Raw genomic sequence first — 15,910 nt, 5'->3', positions numbered from 1 at the left:
GCCGTACGCAAGCCGGGCGGCTCCCACCCTTGTCGTTCCAGCCAAATCGGAAAAGTCGTGCCTTTGGCACGGCTCCGAGCCGCTGCGCACCGAGCGCTTGCGATAAAGCTAGATTAGCGATTCAACGTGGACATGTTTGACGCTGGATAGCGGGTTCCCGCAGCGACGCCCTTCGGAGCGATTTCATCGATGGCGCGAAGGTCTTGCGCAGACAGTGCCACTTCTACGCCGCCGAGATTGTCCTCGAGATACTTGCGGCGTTTCGTACCAGGGATAGGGACGATGTCGTCGCCTTGTGCGAGCAGCCAGGCGATGGCGAGTTGGGCTGGGCTACACGCCTTGTCACGCGCCAACTCTTCAATTTTTTGGACCAATTCGAGGTTCTTGGCGAAGTTTTCACCCTGGAACCGCGGTGAGAATCGGCGGTAGTCGTCTTGTGCGAGGTCTTCAAAGCGCTTGATGTCGCCGGTCAGAAAGCCGCGCCCCAGTGGACTATAGGCGACAAAGCCGATCCCTAGTTCGCGCACGGTCGGCAGAATGTCATCCTCGACGTCGCGGCTCCACAGGGAGTACTCCGTTTGGAGTGCGGTGATCGGATGTACTTTGTGCGCGCGGCGAATCGTTTCAGCGCCGGCTTCGGAAAGTCCAAGATACTTCACCTTGCCAGCTCGTACGAGTTCGGCCATGGCACCGACCGTTTCTTCGATAGGCACGGACGTGTCGACGCGGTGTTGATAGTACAGGTCGATATAGTCGACGCCAAGGCGTAACAGGCTCTTATCGACGGCTTGGCGAACGTATTCCGGGCGACCGTTGATACCGAGAAAGCTGCCGTCCTGCTCGGAGCGCACATTGCCAAATTTGGTCGCGAGGACGACCTTGTCGCGGTGTGGCTTCAACGCGCGCCCCACCAGCCGCTCGTTTTCGCCTACGCCGTACATGTCTGCCGTATCGAAGAATGTAACGCCGAGCTCGATGGCGCGCTCGATAGTGCGGATGGATTCTTCATCGTCACGATGACTATAAAAGTCTGACATCCCCATACAGCCAAGGCCTAAAGCGGAAACCTCTAATCCCTGGTGACCTAGCTTACGTTTTTTCATGTGGTGCCTCCTTCGCTGCGTCGAGCGGATCGTTCTCTATAAATTGTAGGGATTCGAGATTGTTAAAGCAAATTTGTATGCAACTTACAAAAATGATGGGTGCGTCGCGGAGAGAGCGTGAAGCACATTTGACATCAGCAAGATCTTGGTATGTGCCTGGTGTTGGCAGACTCGACTTCAGGGCGTACCATGGACTTATCTTTGACTTGTGAAGGATGCTGATGATTGAAACCGCCTCGCTCCGTCTTCTTTGCCCTGCTCATTGTCGCGAATCTCGTATGGTCTATGAGCTTTGCGGCAACCAGTGTCGCGACAGGGCAAATGAGCCCCATCTTTTTGACGATGACTCGCCTCTTCGTGGGGGGAACAATCCTCTTTCCGTTCGTCATTCGCGCGCTGCGCCGCAACCGCGCCGCAATGTCAGCCCGCGCAATGACGCGCAGTGCGCTACTTGGACTCATTGGGTTTACGGTTCCTGTTACACTGGAGACAATTGGGATTCACGCCTCGACGGCCGCCCTCGGTGCTGTGTCGATAGCGCTTGAGCCCCTTTTCACGGTGTTGATCGCCGCCGTCGTCCTGCGCCAGCGACTGTCCACTCGGCGCAAAATCGCCATGGCCATGGCCGCGATTGGCGCTTACGTCGTCGGGGGATGCCCGAGGCCAGGCGTCGCTGGATACGCGCTAGGTGACGTGCTTTTACTTTTGGCCGTCTTGTGTTACGCCTGTTATAATGCACTGTCTGCCAGCATGACGGAAAACGTGCCGGCGTCGGCAGCGATGTCCATCATGCTGCTGGCCGGGTTCCTGGGATGTACGCCGCTCTGGGTGATCAGCGGCCACCCGTGGCCCCACCACCTTGGAACGGGTCCACTCTTGTCCCTGGCATTTTTGTCGCTGTGTGCGACTGCAGGCGCATATCTGGTCTGGCTTTTCGTCCTCCAGGACCAGGACGTGTCGCGCGCAGCTATCACGTTATACCTACAGCCAATTTTCGGCGTCCTCTTTTCGATTGTGATCACCCATACAGCGCCGACGCTGTTCTTTTATGTCGGCGCCAGCCTGATTCTCATGGCGCTGTACCTAGGGAGGAACGTGGAGCCGCGGGCGGCGGCCATCGCCATGATGGAAGGTTCCTTGGACGTGCATGAGGACTTGTGAACGGTGGGCTGGGTTGAAGGGCGGATGGCGCACGTCGTAATCCTGGGCGACTTTCGGGAACAGAGTGTTTCGAAATTTGGGACAGGATTCGTCCCGTCGCGCGGGTTGTGGTAAACTTTTTGGCGTCGGTGCAGAATAGCGGATAGACCTTCCTAAGCCGGCTCGAGCGGACGTGTTGGCAACCGTCCGCCAATTAGGCGAAACACTAGAAATTCACAATGACATGTGAGGAAGTGGCGGTTTGGAACGGGAACTAGCGATGGAAATTGTTCGCGTCACGGAATTCGCAGCCCTCAAGAGCGCAACTTGGATGGGCCGTGGGGATAAAATGGCGGCGGATGGGGCAGCAACGGAGGCAATGCGCAAAATGTTTGACACGGTGTCGATGGACGGCACGGTGGTGATCGGCGAGGGCGAGATGGACGAAGCGCCCATGTTGTACATAGGTGAACGCCTCGGCACTGGCGTGCATCCAGCCGTGGACGTGGCGGTTGATCCAATCGAAGGAACAGACACGGTGGCCGCCGGGCAGGCCAACTCGATGGCGGTGGTGGCCATCGCACCGAGTGGATGCCTGTTGCACGCACCGGACATGTACATGGACAAGATTGCGGTTGGCCGGAACGCGAAGGGGAGAGTCAGCTTCCGCAAGAGTGTGCGAGAGAACTTGATGGCAGTGGCCCAGGCGAACGGGAAGGACATCAAGGACGTGGTGGCCGTCATCCTAGATCGGGACAGGCATTCAAAGCTCATCGAGGAAGTCCGCCAAGCCGGCGCCCGGATCAAGCTGATTCCGAACGGCGACGTGGCGGGGGCACTGTACACCGCGTTTCCTGACAAGGGCGTCGACATCTTGCTTGGTTCGGGAGGGGCGCCCGAGGGAGTGCTGGCGGCGTGTGCCTTGAAGTGCCTTGGCGGTGAACTGCTCGGACGGCTGCTGCCTGAAAATGAAGAACAGCGCCGTCGCTGTGAGGAAATGGGTATCACGGATGTCGATCACGTACTCGAATTAGACGACCTGGTGCGCGGCGACGATGCGATTTTCTCGGCGACGGGCATCACCGATGGCGAACTGCTGGATGGCGTGCGGTTTCTCGGCAACAATCGGGCTCGCACACAGACGTTGGTCATGCGCGCAAAAACGGGTACGGTACGCTTCGTCGAGGCATTTCACAACCTCAATTTGAAGATGGGCTGGGAGAATTGATCTCCATCCCGGAAAACACGGTCATACGGGAACTCATCTGGCGTACTAAGCCAATCGTGTCAGGACGAGCCGCGGTTGCAGCCGACTGCGTACGATGATACACTGTCCCTGACAATTTTATGATGTGAAGAGGGGCGCTAGGGGTGCCACGTGTGGCTGAGAGGCAACGAGTACGTTGCTAACCCTTCGGGACTCGATCTGGATCATACCAGCGGGAGGAAGTGCCCATCGACAATATGCAGCACCCTTTTCACGCGCTCGTGACGGGGTGCTGTTTTGTGTTGTCTGTGGCCCCTTGATCTCGCATTGCATCGAGGGCGGCTCGCCTCGAACAAGAGGAGGAATGGAAACATGTCGGCATGGAAGCTTAGGGACGTCATTGTCATGGTCGTACTGGCGATTGTGGCAGGTGCCTTGTATCGCGTGTGGGATATTCTGTATAACTTCATTCCCACCGCACTGTACGCCGGTCAGGCGGCGATGACGGGACTGTGGATGATCGCCTCGGTACTTGTCGCATACATCGTCCGTCGACCAGGTGCAGCGCTGTTGGCTGAGTTGATAGCGGCTTCTGTGGAACTGATTCTCGGCGGCCAGTGGGGGCTCTCGAATCTGACGGCTGGTCTCATTCAAGGCATTGGTGCTGAATTGGCCTTTATCTTGTTTATCTATCGCGGTTATCACATCGTATCTTGCAGTTTGGCAGGGGTGCTGGCCGCCTTGGCCGCCGTTCTCCAATGGTACTTTCAGTACGGTGGCAAGGCGCTTATGGTGGGAACTCAGGTGTCGTATGTGATTGTGGCACTCGTGAGCGGTGCGGTTCTGGGCGGGATTTTGCCGAAGTTGCTCGCGGATGCGCTCTACCGAGCGGGTGTGCTTAGAAACTTTGCCATCGCGCAACAGCGCAAGGCGATGGCTCGATGAACGCGTTCGAACGGCCGGCGGCAGGGGTGTCGCCGGTACTTTCCGTTCGCAATTTGTCTGTGACTTACCTCGACGACGACAAGCCAACGGTGGCAGACTGTACGTTTGATGTCTACCCGGGGGAATGCGTGCTCCTCACGGGGCCGAGTGGGAGTGGGAAAAGTACGATTGCCATGGCGATTGCGGGCATCATCCCACGCTCTGTCGAGGCGCAGATGAGCGGCGAGATTCAGTTGGGCACCGCGCTCAAGGCGCCCGGCAAAATTGGCTATGTCTTTCAAGATCCGAATTCGCAGTTTTGTATGCTCACGGTGGAAGACGAAATTGCCTTTGGGCTCGAGAACTTGCGCATCCCGCGCGAGTCGATGCCTGCAAAAATCGATTCGGCGCTAAGACGCGTCCGCCTTGACGTGAATCAGCAGGCGCACCATGCCGACTTTTCCGGGGGAATGAAGCAGAAACTGGCAATCGCGTCAGCTCTCGCCATGGACTGTGAACTGATCATCTTGGATGAACCGACCGCCAATTTAGACCCGCAGTCGACCCGGGAGGTGTTCGAACGGATCGCAGAGCTCCGCAGCATGGGGCGTACACTGCTTATCGTCGAACACAAGTACGAGCCCCTGTTGCCTTACATCGACCGCGTGCTTACAGTGGCCCCTGATGGGCGCGTGCATCGTGGAGCCACCGCCGATCTATTGTCCCAACGGGCGCGCAGGCCGTCGCGTCAGTTGCCGAGTTCGCACGCGCACGCGGGCCATCCCGTGCTTCAACTGTCAGATGTCTCCCTGGCGTACGCAAAACATTCCGTGTGGTCGCATATCTCGGCCGCCTTCTACAAGGGAGAGTGGGTGGCCATTGTCGGGCCAAATGGGGCTGGGAAGTCAAGTCTGCTCGAGGTGATGGCGGGGCTTACGCCACCTACCGCCGGCCGGGTTTCGCTCTGCGGAGAGAATATCGAGCAGGTGCGCCCGGGCCAACGATACCAGACAATCGCTTATGGATTTCAAAATCCTGAATATCAATTTTTGTTCGAGCGCGTAGCGGATGAAATGGCAGGGCGTTTGGTAGGGGATGTGATACCTCCTCACGTCGAAGCGCTGCTCGCGGAGTTTGGTCTCAAGGATCACGCGGGGGCATCTCCGTACGCGCTGAGCCAGGGTCAGAAACGGCGACTAGCGGTTGGCGTGATGTTGCGCGATGACCACGATGTGTTTCTGTTCGACGAGCCGACGTATGGCCAGGACGCGTCGTCCGAGGAGACCATTCTGTCGCGACTCGTCACGTTGCTGGCCAGTGGAAAAACCGTCGTGACGGTGACGCATGACCTAGAGATTGTCCGTCGCTACGCCACGCGCGTACTCGTTATCGCACAAGGCGAGCTCCTGTTCGACGGCGGCGTGAACGAACTGTTCGAACGCGAGGACGTGTTGCGTCGCGCTCACTTGATCGACGACGTCCGCCCGCTTCGAATCAACGTCTCGAAGGAAGGTCGCGAACAGGGGACGGGCCCGATGCAAACCGCTCACTCGGCAGCGGGTGCGGCGGAGGGCGCTGCTTTGATTGGGGTGAGTCGCGGGTACAAGCAGCAGACAGGAAGCGCAGAGTGTAAAGCTTCCGCTCGTTCGCCGATGTCGCGCATTCACCCAGGTGTGAAGTTGCTCACACTGCTTGTTGTCGCCGTGCTCACGCTCTTCGCTAACACCTTTCGGGAACTGGGCTCGATGTGGGTAGTCACCCTCGTCATCGCGTTCGGGCTCGGCTGGTGCAATCCGTGGCGTGCGTTCAAGCGACTCTCTGTAGTGCTTGCCATGTACGTGATTTATCTCTGGACGTTTGCGGCCAATGCAGCGACGCCTCCCGGCTATCACTACGTGAACTTTCTCTGGTTCCACTTGAGTGTGTACGGCTTGCTGCAAGGGGTGCTCGTGGCGTTGCGGACGTTTTCCACGGTGGTGCTCGCGTATGTCTTCCTCGAGACGACGGATGGGACGAACTTTGTCGTCAGCCTGAGCCAATCGTTTCGGCTGCCTCCGAAACTAGCGTACGGAATTATGGCCGGAACAGGGTTTTTGCAGCGGTTTGACCACGAGTTGCGCACGTTTCGACTCGCGCGTCGAGTGCGTGGGCGCCAAGGGTGGTGGGTGACCCGCCCCGTGACTTACGCCCTCCCGATGCTCAGCCAATCCATTCGCCTGAGCGAGCGCCTCGCGACCGCCATGGAAGCGCGTGGATTTTATGGGGCCCCGGCCGATAAGTGGGATGAGCGCTCCTATTTCCGCAGAATTTCGTTTGCTGCAGGCGACTTCCTGTTTGCCGGCCTGTGCGTGGTCGGAGCGGTTCTATTGTTTTTCGTGTAGCTGAGTCCGTAAAAGAGGAGTCGCATTGCGCCAATTTCGGCGAGTTGCGACTCCTCTTTGCAAATAGCGCACAAGTTTGTTGGCTTCACGCGTCCGGGGCGTGATCGTGCATGGAACGCCACAGCCAGACCACACCGACTCCGACGAATACGGAGAACAACGGCATCAGCGGGTAGCGGAAGCGATCCCACGCTGGAAAGAAGAAAAAGAAGCACGTGTTGTACAGCGCAAATGTGAGAAGCAGGAGGCTTGCCCGGAAATGTTCGAAGCGACGAACGATGACGACGCCGATTCCGATGGCGGCCGCTGCGATGAACAGGTAGTATACGGTGTTGCACAGGGTATTCACCGGCTCCATCAGATGGTTCAGGCTCGGAATGACGTGAAATGTGTACCACGTGGCATTGACGTCGTTCTTGTACAAGTCGTAGATCTTGAGAAATCCGTTGCCGATGGTCAGTGGAATGTGATGCGCGATGTAGGTGAGCGCAGTGTGTTCGGCCACCTTGTTCTTTACGATCTCGTTGTTGATATGAAGCAGCGGATTGATGGCCGGGTTCCAGGACCAGAAGTATCCGCCGTTCGTGTGTGTGCCCTGCCACAGGTTCATCCCACCGTTCGTGGACACGAGCACAAAATGGTGCATGGCGATTTTGTTGCGGATGGTAACGGGTAAAATCGCGACGAACATCGCGATGGTTAACGTGATGGCTCGGCCAAAGCTCGCTTTTGCGCGACGGCGTTGGATCAACCATTCGTAGAGTAGCACGAAGGCGGGGAACGCCAACGGGATGGGCCGCACGTCTGCCGCAAATCCGAGGATGAGACCGGAGGCCACAATGAGTGCGATGGCGGTTTTTCCCGACTGGTTTCGCGCACGTATGTAAAGGTACAGCGAAATGAGCAACAGGAAGGTGAATAATTCCTCGGACCCGAGAACGGCATTCCAGATAATTTGGCTCGGCAGTAAAGAGTACGCCACAGCGGCGGCCAGCGCCATCGATGTCCGAAGGAACAGTTCTTGGGTCAGAAGATAGATAAGTCCCACGATGCACGTGCTCAAAAAGGCGTTCACAGCGAGTCCGACGACGACGTGGGCGCCTGTGATGCGGAAGATGAGGGACAAGAAAAACGGCCAGCCAATGGGCCAGTACGCGGTGGGCTGTCCGTTCCATACATATCCGTGCCCAGATGCCAGAAGCTGTGCGTGCTCAAAATACCAGAGAAAGTCCGCTTTCTGGGGAGGGTGCATGTAGACGAGCCACAAACCTCGGAAAATCGCGTTGAGTGTGAGGATGTCCCAAATCCAGTGTTTTGCGGGCGAAGCTTCTCGAGCTGTCATGGGTATACTCCTTTCGTACGCCTCTTATGGTATCCTATGTCGTCGTGGATGACGAGAAATCGCGTGAAGTCATCTGTTCGAAAAAAGCGAATGCTCCGGCTTTGAACGTTTTCTTCACGGAACGTAAGTGAAATTGATCAGATGTGGTATCATAACCAATGAAAATCTCTAGCAACGGGGAGTGGAATCATGCCATTTACAGAACAAGATCAATTGGCGGTCAAGACCATACGCACCCTTTCGATTGATGCAATTGAAAAGGCCAATTCGGGACACCCTGGGCTACCGATGGGCGCAGCGCCTATGGCTTATGTGCTGTGGAGCCGCTTTATGAAGTACAACCCGGAAAATCCGGCGTGGATTGACAGAGATCGCTTCGTGCTATCTGCAGGTCACGGGTCGATGCTGTTGTACAGCCTGCTGCACCTGACTGGTTACGATGTCTCGATGGACGATTTGAAGTCGTTCCGTCAATGGGGCTCGAAAACGCCTGGGCACCCAGAGTTTGGGCACACACCTGGGGTTGACACCACGACTGGGCCACTTGGACAAGGTATCGCGACAGCTGTTGGTTTCGCAATGGCGGAACGATTCATGGCGGCGACCTTTAACCGTGAAGGACACGACCTAATTGATCACTATACATACGTCATCTGTGGCGACGGCGATTTGATGGAGGGCGTGGCGGCTGAAGCGGGCTCGCTCGCAGGCCACTTGGGCTTGAACAAGCTCATCGTCCTTTACGACTCCAACGATATTTCGCTCGATGGACCGACAGATCGGTCGTTTACGGAAGACGTGAAAATGCGCTACCGCGCTTATGGATGGAACGTCCTGCGCGTGGAAGACGGCAACAACCTGGATGAAATTGAACGTGCGATCGCCGAGGCAAAGACGTTTACGGACGCCCCGACGCTGATCGAAGTCAAGACCATCATCGGCTATGGCGCGCCGCACAAGCAAGGCACTCACGGCGTACACGGTAGCCCACTTGGTGCAGAAGAGACCAAGTTGGCGAAAGAGACGTATGGCTGGAAGTACGATTCGTTCTTCGTGCCAGACGAAGTTCGCGCCTTGTTTGCGGACTTGAAATCGCGCCTCCAAGCGGACGAAGCTGCGTGGAACGAAAAGTTCAACGCGTACGAGGGCGCGTTTGCGGACGATGCCAAGACGTTTAAAGACGTTGTGAATGGCAATGCGGGTGTCGATTTCGATACTGTGCTTCCAGAGTTCACCGACGCGACCGCAACGCGTGACGCGTTTGGCACGGTGATCAACGCCATCGCGCCGCACATGCCGACACTCTTGGGCGGATCTGCTGACTTGTCAAGTTCCAACAAGACGTTCATCAAGAGCTCGGAGCACTTCAAACAACCGGACTACGCGGGCAAAAACGTCGATTACGGCGTTCGCGAGCACGCGATGGGCGCTGCGCTCAACGGCCTCGCGCTTCACGGCGGCATCTTCCCGTACGCGGGTACGTTCCTCGTGTTCGTCGACTACCTGCGTCCAGCGGTTCGCCTTGCGGCCCTGATGAAGCAACCGGCGCTGTACATCCTCACACACGACAGCATCGCAGTCGGCGAGGACGGACCTACGCACGAACCTGTCGAGCAGATTGCCTCCTTGCGCGCCATTCCTGGTCTACGCGTCCTGCGCCCAGCCGATGGAACGGAGACGGGCCTCGCTGTGAAGTACGCACTGACGCACCGCGATGCGCCTGTGGCGTTGGTACTCACTCGCCAAAAGCTGCCTACGCTTGCGGAAATCAAGGAGAATCAAGGCAACTTCGAGCGCGGTGGCTACGTCATCTACAAGCATGAAGATGGCTCTGACCTCGCATTGCTCGCGTCTGGTTCTGAAGTTCACTTGGTGCTGGAAGTCGCCAAAAAGTTGGCAGGTGAAGGCGTCAAAACGCGCGTCATCAGCTTCCCATCACTCGAAGTCTTCGACGCACAGGACGAGGCTTACAAGGAGTCCGTACTGCCGAAGAATGTGAACAAGCGCGTGGCCGTTGAAATGGCACATCCGATGAGCTGGTACAAATACGTCGGCCTCGATGGGGAAGTCTTCGGCATCGACCGCTTTGGCGCCTCGGCACCTGGCGACATCGTGATGAAGGAATACGGCTTTACAGTCGACAACATCTACAACGTGGCGAAGACAGTACTGAACAAGTAAGTCGAATCGTTAGAAAACACCGGGGCATTTCGCAGTTGTGCATAACACTGTGGGATGCCCCGGTTTGTCTTGATATAGCATTCTCGCTCCGGCCATTTGACCTCATCGAGCGAAGCCTACACCCGCAGTTCCGGGGAAGCGCGGTTCAACATGCACGAGGGGCCACCGCGCGTGTACAATCCCTGCGCGATGGCCCATTGAGCGATGGAGAACGATTGGGTTGTGTCGGCGAAGCCGAATCCTTTGAGCTACTTCGTCAATACCTTGCTAAAAAATCCTCAACCGCGTGGATACTGGTCAGACGTTGGTTACACCCCAAATGGCGAGTGGACAGAGGACGCCATTCCGTCTTTCGCGGCTTGATATACTCGATAATCGCCGGCAAAGTAAACATAGAACAGAGGAAGATGAGATGTCAATCGGATAGAGAAGTAGGTTTGATTTCTACTAGCTTCGGCAACAATGAGCGTATCCACTGGAAAGGAAGGTTGATATGATGCAACAACCACTTGAAAGCGCGGATACGATTTTGAGTCAAATTAAGCAGTTGTACGTGACAAATGGTGAACGTTTAACGAAGAAGGACGTCAAGAAACAGCACCCAGAGATCATGCGCGGCGCACTTTACTATTTCCCGTCGTGGGAACACGCTTTGTCAAAGGCTACTGAATAGTCGCACCGCTCACATACTGAATACAACCGTTTCAACGACAAGGGGGCTTTCCGGCATGAGGAAAGCCCCCTTGTTGCAGTACACGGCCACGTGGCCAGAGTGCCCATCTATGCTGAGAGCGTGTCAGTCGTGAAGAGAGAGTGTGGAATGCCGCGGTACAGGTGTGGTAGGAGCGCGTTTTTCGCGACTCGGCGATCAGTGGAGCCGACAAATCTGCTAGATTGGGTATGGAACGAATAGAGAGGAGGTGTGCGACATCGAGGGAGAGAAGAGCCGAGCAGCGGAACAGGAACTTCAAGACAAGCTCGTCCAAATGGTGGAAGACGTGGTGGATACGGTGGCTACGTTTGATGGACGGATTGGCTACGTGCAGAGGGCGGACGGACGTTGGGATGTCACTTTTCGCGCGAGGGATGGCGAGTTTCAGCTGACGATTTTCGCGGCTACGGTCAAGGCAGGGGATGTGAGAGTGGTCGCAGCTGCGGATGGAATCCCGTTAGACGAGGGAGACCTTGTGTACGAGGGGCCGTTTGACGCGAAGGTCGTTCGCTACCGTATCAGCACGTCGATGGCACTGTGGTACCGGCAGATGGTGGTTCATCCATCGTCGCGGTGAGAGAGCGGCGGCCGTTCGATGGCTAGGTTGGCCCTTAGACCCGCCATGGCGAAATTGGCCACTTCTTCTTCAAGTGCTTGGAGCTCTTCAGTCGCGATATTTTGGCTCGCATAGTTCGACATGTCGCCCACCAGGGAGATGAGCATCGCGACGGTCCAGGTCATGCTGCGATGATGATCCGGGTGGCGGATGGTTAGCGCCTCGTGTAGTTTTCCCCCAAGTTTTCCAAACATGGCCTCGTGACGGCGTCGCATGAACGTTTCGCCGCCACCGCAGTAGAACGCCTTCGACATGGACGGGTTTTCCGTGAACAGGGCGAACACTTCGTGGATGACCTGACGGGTACAGGTTTCAAATGGGATAGACAGGTCTTCCAGATAAGGGCGCATACGTGCCCACGTCTGTTCTGTCACGTCGTCAAACCACGTGATGAGCAGAGCCTCCAACGACTCGAAGTGGAGGTAGAATGTGCCTCTTGCGACGTTACATGTTGCCACGACGTCCTGAATCGTCACATTTTCATAGCCCTTGGTTTCGAATAGAGAGACGGCCGCTTGGTAGATGGCCTCTCTGCGCGCCAGTTTGGTCAGCGGTTCACGCACCTCGCGCCCTCCTTTCCAAAGTGCCTATCGAATGCAGTCGTCAGCAGCACCCCAGGGGAAAACTTACACGGACGGATCGTGATGGAAACGCGCCTGGTGCTGATAGTGTTCGCTCACGACCTCGATGAACTGCTTCGTCAGAGGTTCATCCTCCAAGATATCTGGGTAAGCCAGCAAGGTGGGTCGTCGGAACGCCTCGTCGGCGATAGGAATGGCGACATACCCTTTGCTGCTCGCGTCGACGAGCGTCCGGCGCGGCAGCAGCGAGACACCGAGGCCTTGCGACACCATCGCCTTGATACCGTCGATGCTGTCGAGTTCCATGCGGACTTCGGGGAAGAGGTCATGCTTGGCGAGCAGCATGGTGACGCGTTTGCGAAAGGGCGCTGTGGAGTCGCTGAAGGCGATGAACGGCTCGGTGGCAATCGCCCTGATACCTGGAAAGTCGTGCGCAAACGGGTGCGTTGCAGGAACCACCAAGTCGATGGCGTCGTCCGGAAATTCCACGAGTCGAACCCGGGGATGGTAGATTGGTTCACCCAGAAAGCAGAAATCGACCTGACTGTTGATCAGGGCGTCCACCATGTTTTCATACAGGCCCATGCGCACTTGTAGGCGCACATCCTGTAGTTCCACGATGCGGTGCAGACACATCGGAACGTCCGTCGATACGAACGCACGACCGGACATCACGCGCAGGGTTCGCTTTGGTTGTTGTGAAGGCTCAAGCATCTGTCGCTCCAGCGATACAATTTGTTCAGCCAGGGGGAGGAACCTGGCGCCTTCCGGGGTCAGTTGTACGCCGTTGGGCATCCGGTCGAACAGTTGATATCCGATGTCGCGTTCCAGCCGCTGAAGCCGCGTGGTTACTGTCGATTGAGACATAAATAGCTGTTCCGCAGTCCGCGAGATGGATTTGTTGCGCGACGCAGCTAAGAAAAGTTGTAAATCTTTGGTATCCATCGCCATCACCCCATGCAAGTTGCTTGCATTATATCATCCTCTTGCGGGGGAGACGACGCCCTGCATTTACCCGCGAGTCGTCCCGCGGGCAGCGTGAATGGGGCTTGGCGTGTCTCATATGCGGACGAGGTGTCGTTGTGTGAGGGTGAATTCAGCGTATGGGCGGCGTGATGGGTAACGAGTTCTGGGGTAGGCGACCTTGCTTCTGCTGCCGATTGGTCAGATAAATGCCCAACACGATGAGCACGAGACCGACCAAAAGCCAGATGTTGAGCGATTCGTGCAGGAAAATCACGCTCGTCAACACGGAGATGAGCGGGACGAAGAAGGTCATCGCCGCGATGCGCGTCGCCTCTCCGGCGTGGACGAGGTGGAACCAGATCATCCAGGACAGCGTGATGCCGAAAAATCCGCCGAATAACGTGGCCAAAACGAACGTGGTAGTGACGTGAATGGCACTCCACGACTCGCTCATGGAGCCGAGGGCTGTGATGAGGACGCCACCGATGAGAAATTGGATGGCGAGGAGCCACATCATATCCACGCGCTCTTGTGCCTTCTTCGAATAGACCGTGCCAATCGTCCAGAAGGCGGCGGTGGCGATACCGATGATAATGCCGATGGCCGACAAGTGTTGTGTGAGACTGTGCGCACTGATGGCGGCAACCCCGAGAAACCCGAGGACGAGTCCGATGACTTTTTGCAGCGACATCGGCTCGCCAAGCCAGAGCCACGCCACGATGCCCACAAGGACCGGCTCAAGGTAAATGAGCACGGAAAACAGCCCGGCAGGTAGATAGCTCAGCCCGACAGTTTGGAGTCCAAAGAAGAAAAAGACGTTAAATACGGCTGAGATGAAATAGGTAGGGAAGTATTTGCGAAGATAAGCCTTCTTGTTGCGGAAAAGGGCGATACAAAGGACGATGAGACCGCCGAACAGCGTGCGGATGCCCGCGAATAAGATCGGGGGGCTGTCGGCCAACGCCACTTTGTAAATGGCAAACGACACGCCCCAAAGGACGACGAGTGTAAAGATGAGTGATGCGCTGATGATGCGAGACTTTGTCACCGGTGCTGCCTCCCTAAGAAGCCTACAGACAGGATCATTCGGAAGTCGAAATAACTTCCTTGCACAGTATACCACCGCCTGCAAGTCAAGCTATCCCAATCGCGCACACGCGGAAGTACATAGGTATCGACCGAGTGACACAATTTCGTCACCTATTATTTAAATGTTCAGAAATATCTGTTGAAAACGCAACCAATTGGAACTACAATACTCAGTACAAAGCTTGGAGGAGGTAATGCAGATGGATCGTAAAGAGACAGAGCATCAATGTGCCATTTGCGGCGAGACAGTCGAGCAGGACACCGAGAAATCGGAGTGGTTGTGCTTTGATTGTGCGGATTCTTGGGAACGTGAACTGGGCACTTCGTGGTGAATTGCGCAGATGTGAGCGAGTAGTGTTCCTCTCGACGTACGCACGCGCGTGACCCAGTGTTCTCATCTCAATAACATCGCAAAGGTGGGCTACGTCATTGTAGCCCACCTTTACAATGTCCATATTTAGTCACATTCCGATGTGGCGGGAATCGATGATGCCACCGCCGAGACACACGTCACCGTGGTAGAACACGACCGATTGACCTGGTGTGATGGCGCGCTGAGGCTCGTCAAAGACGACTTTGCACTCATTCGCCCCGCGCATCTGCACCGTGACGCCTTGATCATCCTGACGGTACCGGAATTTAGCCGTGCATCGGAACTCCCGCTCGTCTGGCGCTCCTCCGCTGACAAATGACAACTGACTTGCGACAAGGCTTGTCGACATCAGCCGGGGGTGGTCCGCACCTTGCGCGACGACGAGCACATTTCGCGCCAAGTCCTTGTCCACGACGAACCACGGTTCTCCTGTTCGGTCGTTCATTCCGCCGATGCCAATGCCGCGCCGCTGCCCCATCGTGTAATACATGAGACCTTCGTGGCGACCGATGATCCGACCTTCGGTATCTTCCACATCGCCGGGCTGCGCCGGCAGATAATTGCTGAGGAACTCCCGGAAGTTCTTTTCGCCGATAAAGCAAATGCCCGTACTGTCCTTCTTCGTCGCCGTCGCGAGCCCAAACTCCTTCGCAATCTCCCGAACTTGCGACTTCTCCATGTGGCCGATGGGGAACATGGCGCGCGAGAGGGGGACTTGGTCGAGCGTGTGCAGGAAGTAAGTCTGGTCTTTGTTCGCGTCTGCGCCTCGGACAAGTTGGACGGTTCCGCGTTCGTCCCTGCGAACCTGAGCGTAGTGGCCTGTAGCGAGGTAATCAGCCCCGAGTTCGAGCGCTCGCTGCAACAGTTCCTTAAACTTGATCTCCTTGTTACAGAGCACGTCAGGGTTTGGCGTCCTGCCCTTCTGGTACTCCTCGAGGAAGTACTGGAAGACACGCGATTCGTATTCCCGTTCAAAATTTACACCGTAGTACGGAATGCCAATTTGTTCGCAGACCTGTGCGACGTCTTCGAAGTCCTCGGTCGCCGTACAGTGACCGAACTCGTCGGTGTCATCCCAGTTCTTCATAAAGACGCCAATGACGTCATAGCCCTGCTGTTTTAGTAAAAGGGCACTGACGGATGAGTCGACGCCCCCGGACATTCCGACGACGACCCGGGTGGAGCTATTTTCGTTTCGCATCTTGTCCACCTCCTGTTCCTATTTGTACAATCAAACAAGCACGCCCATGGGGACGCGGTGTATTGTGTATCCGTATCCTGCGTGTCCGAACGGT

14 protein-coding genes and 1 riboswitch are annotated in these 15,910 nt (G+C 56.4%); of the genes, 8 read left to right on the top strand and 6 right to left on the bottom strand.

Annotated elements, in window-relative coordinates:
• Nucleotides 1–113 precede the first annotated feature (113 nt).
• Entirely contained in the window at nt 114–1,103 is a 990-nt protein-coding gene (locus NZD89_RS21840; RefSeq protein WP_268004806.1) for an aldo/keto reductase, read from the bottom strand.
• 225 nt (nt 1,104–1,328) lie between these two features.
• Here NZD89_RS21840 and NZD89_RS21835 point away from each other — a divergent pair, with 225 nt between their 5' ends.
• The 4 genes from NZD89_RS21835 (at nt 1,329) to NZD89_RS21820 (ending at nt 6,755) form a co-directional block, all read left to right on the top strand.
• Nucleotides 1,329–2,264, top strand: coding sequence for a DMT family transporter (locus NZD89_RS21835; RefSeq protein ID WP_268004805.1), 936 nt, complete (start codon nt 1,329–1,331; stop codon nt 2,262–2,264).
• Nucleotides 2,265–2,505: 241 nt separating this feature from the next.
• Complete coding sequence (gene glpX, locus NZD89_RS21830) at nt 2,506–3,471, top strand: class II fructose-bisphosphatase (RefSeq protein WP_268004804.1); 966 nt, start codon at nt 2,506–2,508, stop codon at nt 3,469–3,471.
• Nucleotides 3,472–3,600: 129 nt separating this feature from the next.
• Nucleotides 3,601–3,708, top strand: a riboswitch (TPP riboswitch).
• 114 nt (nt 3,709–3,822) lie between these two features.
• Nucleotides 3,823–4,395: an ECF transporter S component gene (locus NZD89_RS21825; protein WP_268004803.1), complete on the top strand. Its 573-nt coding sequence runs from the start codon at nt 3,823–3,825 to the stop codon at nt 4,393–4,395.
• On the top strand, nt 4,392–6,755 hold the full coding sequence (locus NZD89_RS21820) for an ATP-binding cassette domain-containing protein (protein ID WP_268004802.1): 2,364 nt from the start codon (nt 4,392–4,394) through the stop codon (nt 6,753–6,755). The genes NZD89_RS21825 and NZD89_RS21820 overlap by 4 nt, the downstream gene beginning before the upstream one ends.
• Nucleotides 6,756–6,840: 85 nt before the next feature.
• Here NZD89_RS21820 and NZD89_RS21815 read toward each other — a convergent pair whose 3' ends face one another.
• Nucleotides 6,841–8,097, bottom strand: a complete 1,257-nt coding sequence (locus NZD89_RS21815; RefSeq protein WP_268004801.1) for a glycosyltransferase family protein — start codon at nt 8,095–8,097, stop codon at nt 6,841–6,843.
• A 189-nt stretch (nt 8,098–8,286) separates the two neighbouring features.
• On the opposite strand from NZD89_RS21815, the gene tkt reads away from it, so the two are divergent.
• From tkt to NZD89_RS21800, 3 genes are all read left to right on the top strand, one after another.
• Nucleotides 8,287–10,278: a transketolase gene (tkt, locus tag NZD89_RS21810; RefSeq protein ID WP_268004800.1), complete on the top strand. Its 1,992-nt coding sequence runs from the start codon at nt 8,287–8,289 to the stop codon at nt 10,276–10,278.
• Between the two features lie 493 nt (nt 10,279–10,771).
• Nucleotides 10,772–10,951 (top strand): hypothetical protein, encoded by a 180-nt coding sequence (locus tag NZD89_RS21805; RefSeq protein WP_268008641.1) that lies wholly within the window; start codon nt 10,772–10,774, stop codon nt 10,949–10,951.
• Between the two features lie 247 nt (nt 10,952–11,198).
• Complete coding sequence (locus NZD89_RS21800; protein WP_268004799.1) at nt 11,199–11,567, top strand: hypothetical protein; 369 nt, start codon at nt 11,199–11,201, stop codon at nt 11,565–11,567.
• Here the strand turns inward: NZD89_RS21800 and NZD89_RS21795 are convergent.
• From NZD89_RS21795 to NZD89_RS21785, 3 genes are all read right to left on the bottom strand, one after another.
• The gene (locus NZD89_RS21795; RefSeq protein ID WP_268004798.1) at nt 11,549–12,169 is read right to left on the bottom strand and encodes a TetR/AcrR family transcriptional regulator; all 621 of its coding nucleotides are present in this window, start codon (nt 12,167–12,169) and stop codon (nt 11,549–11,551) included. The genes NZD89_RS21800 and NZD89_RS21795 overlap by 19 nt on opposite strands.
• A 63-nt stretch (nt 12,170–12,232) precedes the next feature.
• Nucleotides 12,233–13,132: a LysR family transcriptional regulator gene (locus NZD89_RS21790; RefSeq protein WP_268004797.1), complete on the bottom strand. Its 900-nt coding sequence runs from the start codon at nt 13,130–13,132 to the stop codon at nt 12,233–12,235.
• A 151-nt stretch (nt 13,133–13,283) separates the two neighbouring features.
• Nucleotides 13,284–14,201, bottom strand: coding sequence for a DMT family transporter (locus tag NZD89_RS21785; protein ID WP_268004796.1), 918 nt, complete (start codon nt 14,199–14,201; stop codon nt 13,284–13,286).
• A gap of 241 nt (nt 14,202–14,442) precedes the next feature.
• Here NZD89_RS21785 and NZD89_RS21780 point away from each other — a divergent pair, with 241 nt between their 5' ends.
• On the top strand, nt 14,443–14,574 hold the full coding sequence (locus NZD89_RS21780; RefSeq protein WP_268004795.1) for a hypothetical protein: 132 nt from the start codon (nt 14,443–14,445) through the stop codon (nt 14,572–14,574).
• A 129-nt stretch (nt 14,575–14,703) separates the two neighbouring features.
• Here the strand turns inward: NZD89_RS21780 and mnmA are convergent, their stop codons facing one another.
• Nucleotides 14,704–15,816 carry a tRNA 2-thiouridine(34) synthase MnmA gene (gene mnmA / locus NZD89_RS21775; protein ID WP_326492875.1) on the bottom strand — a complete coding sequence of 371 codons (1,113 nt, stop codon included), beginning with the start codon at nt 15,814–15,816 and terminating at the stop codon, nt 14,704–14,706.
• Nucleotides 15,817–15,910: the final 94 nt, after the last annotated feature.

Origin of the sequence: Alicyclobacillus fastidiosus (genome assembly GCF_026651875.1) — a bacterium.
Lineage (GTDB): Bacteria > Bacillota > Bacilli > Alicyclobacillales > Alicyclobacillaceae > Alicyclobacillus > Alicyclobacillus fastidiosus.
Note: the sequence above shows the minus strand (reverse complement) of the source record. Positions and strands in the feature narration are given on the sequence as shown.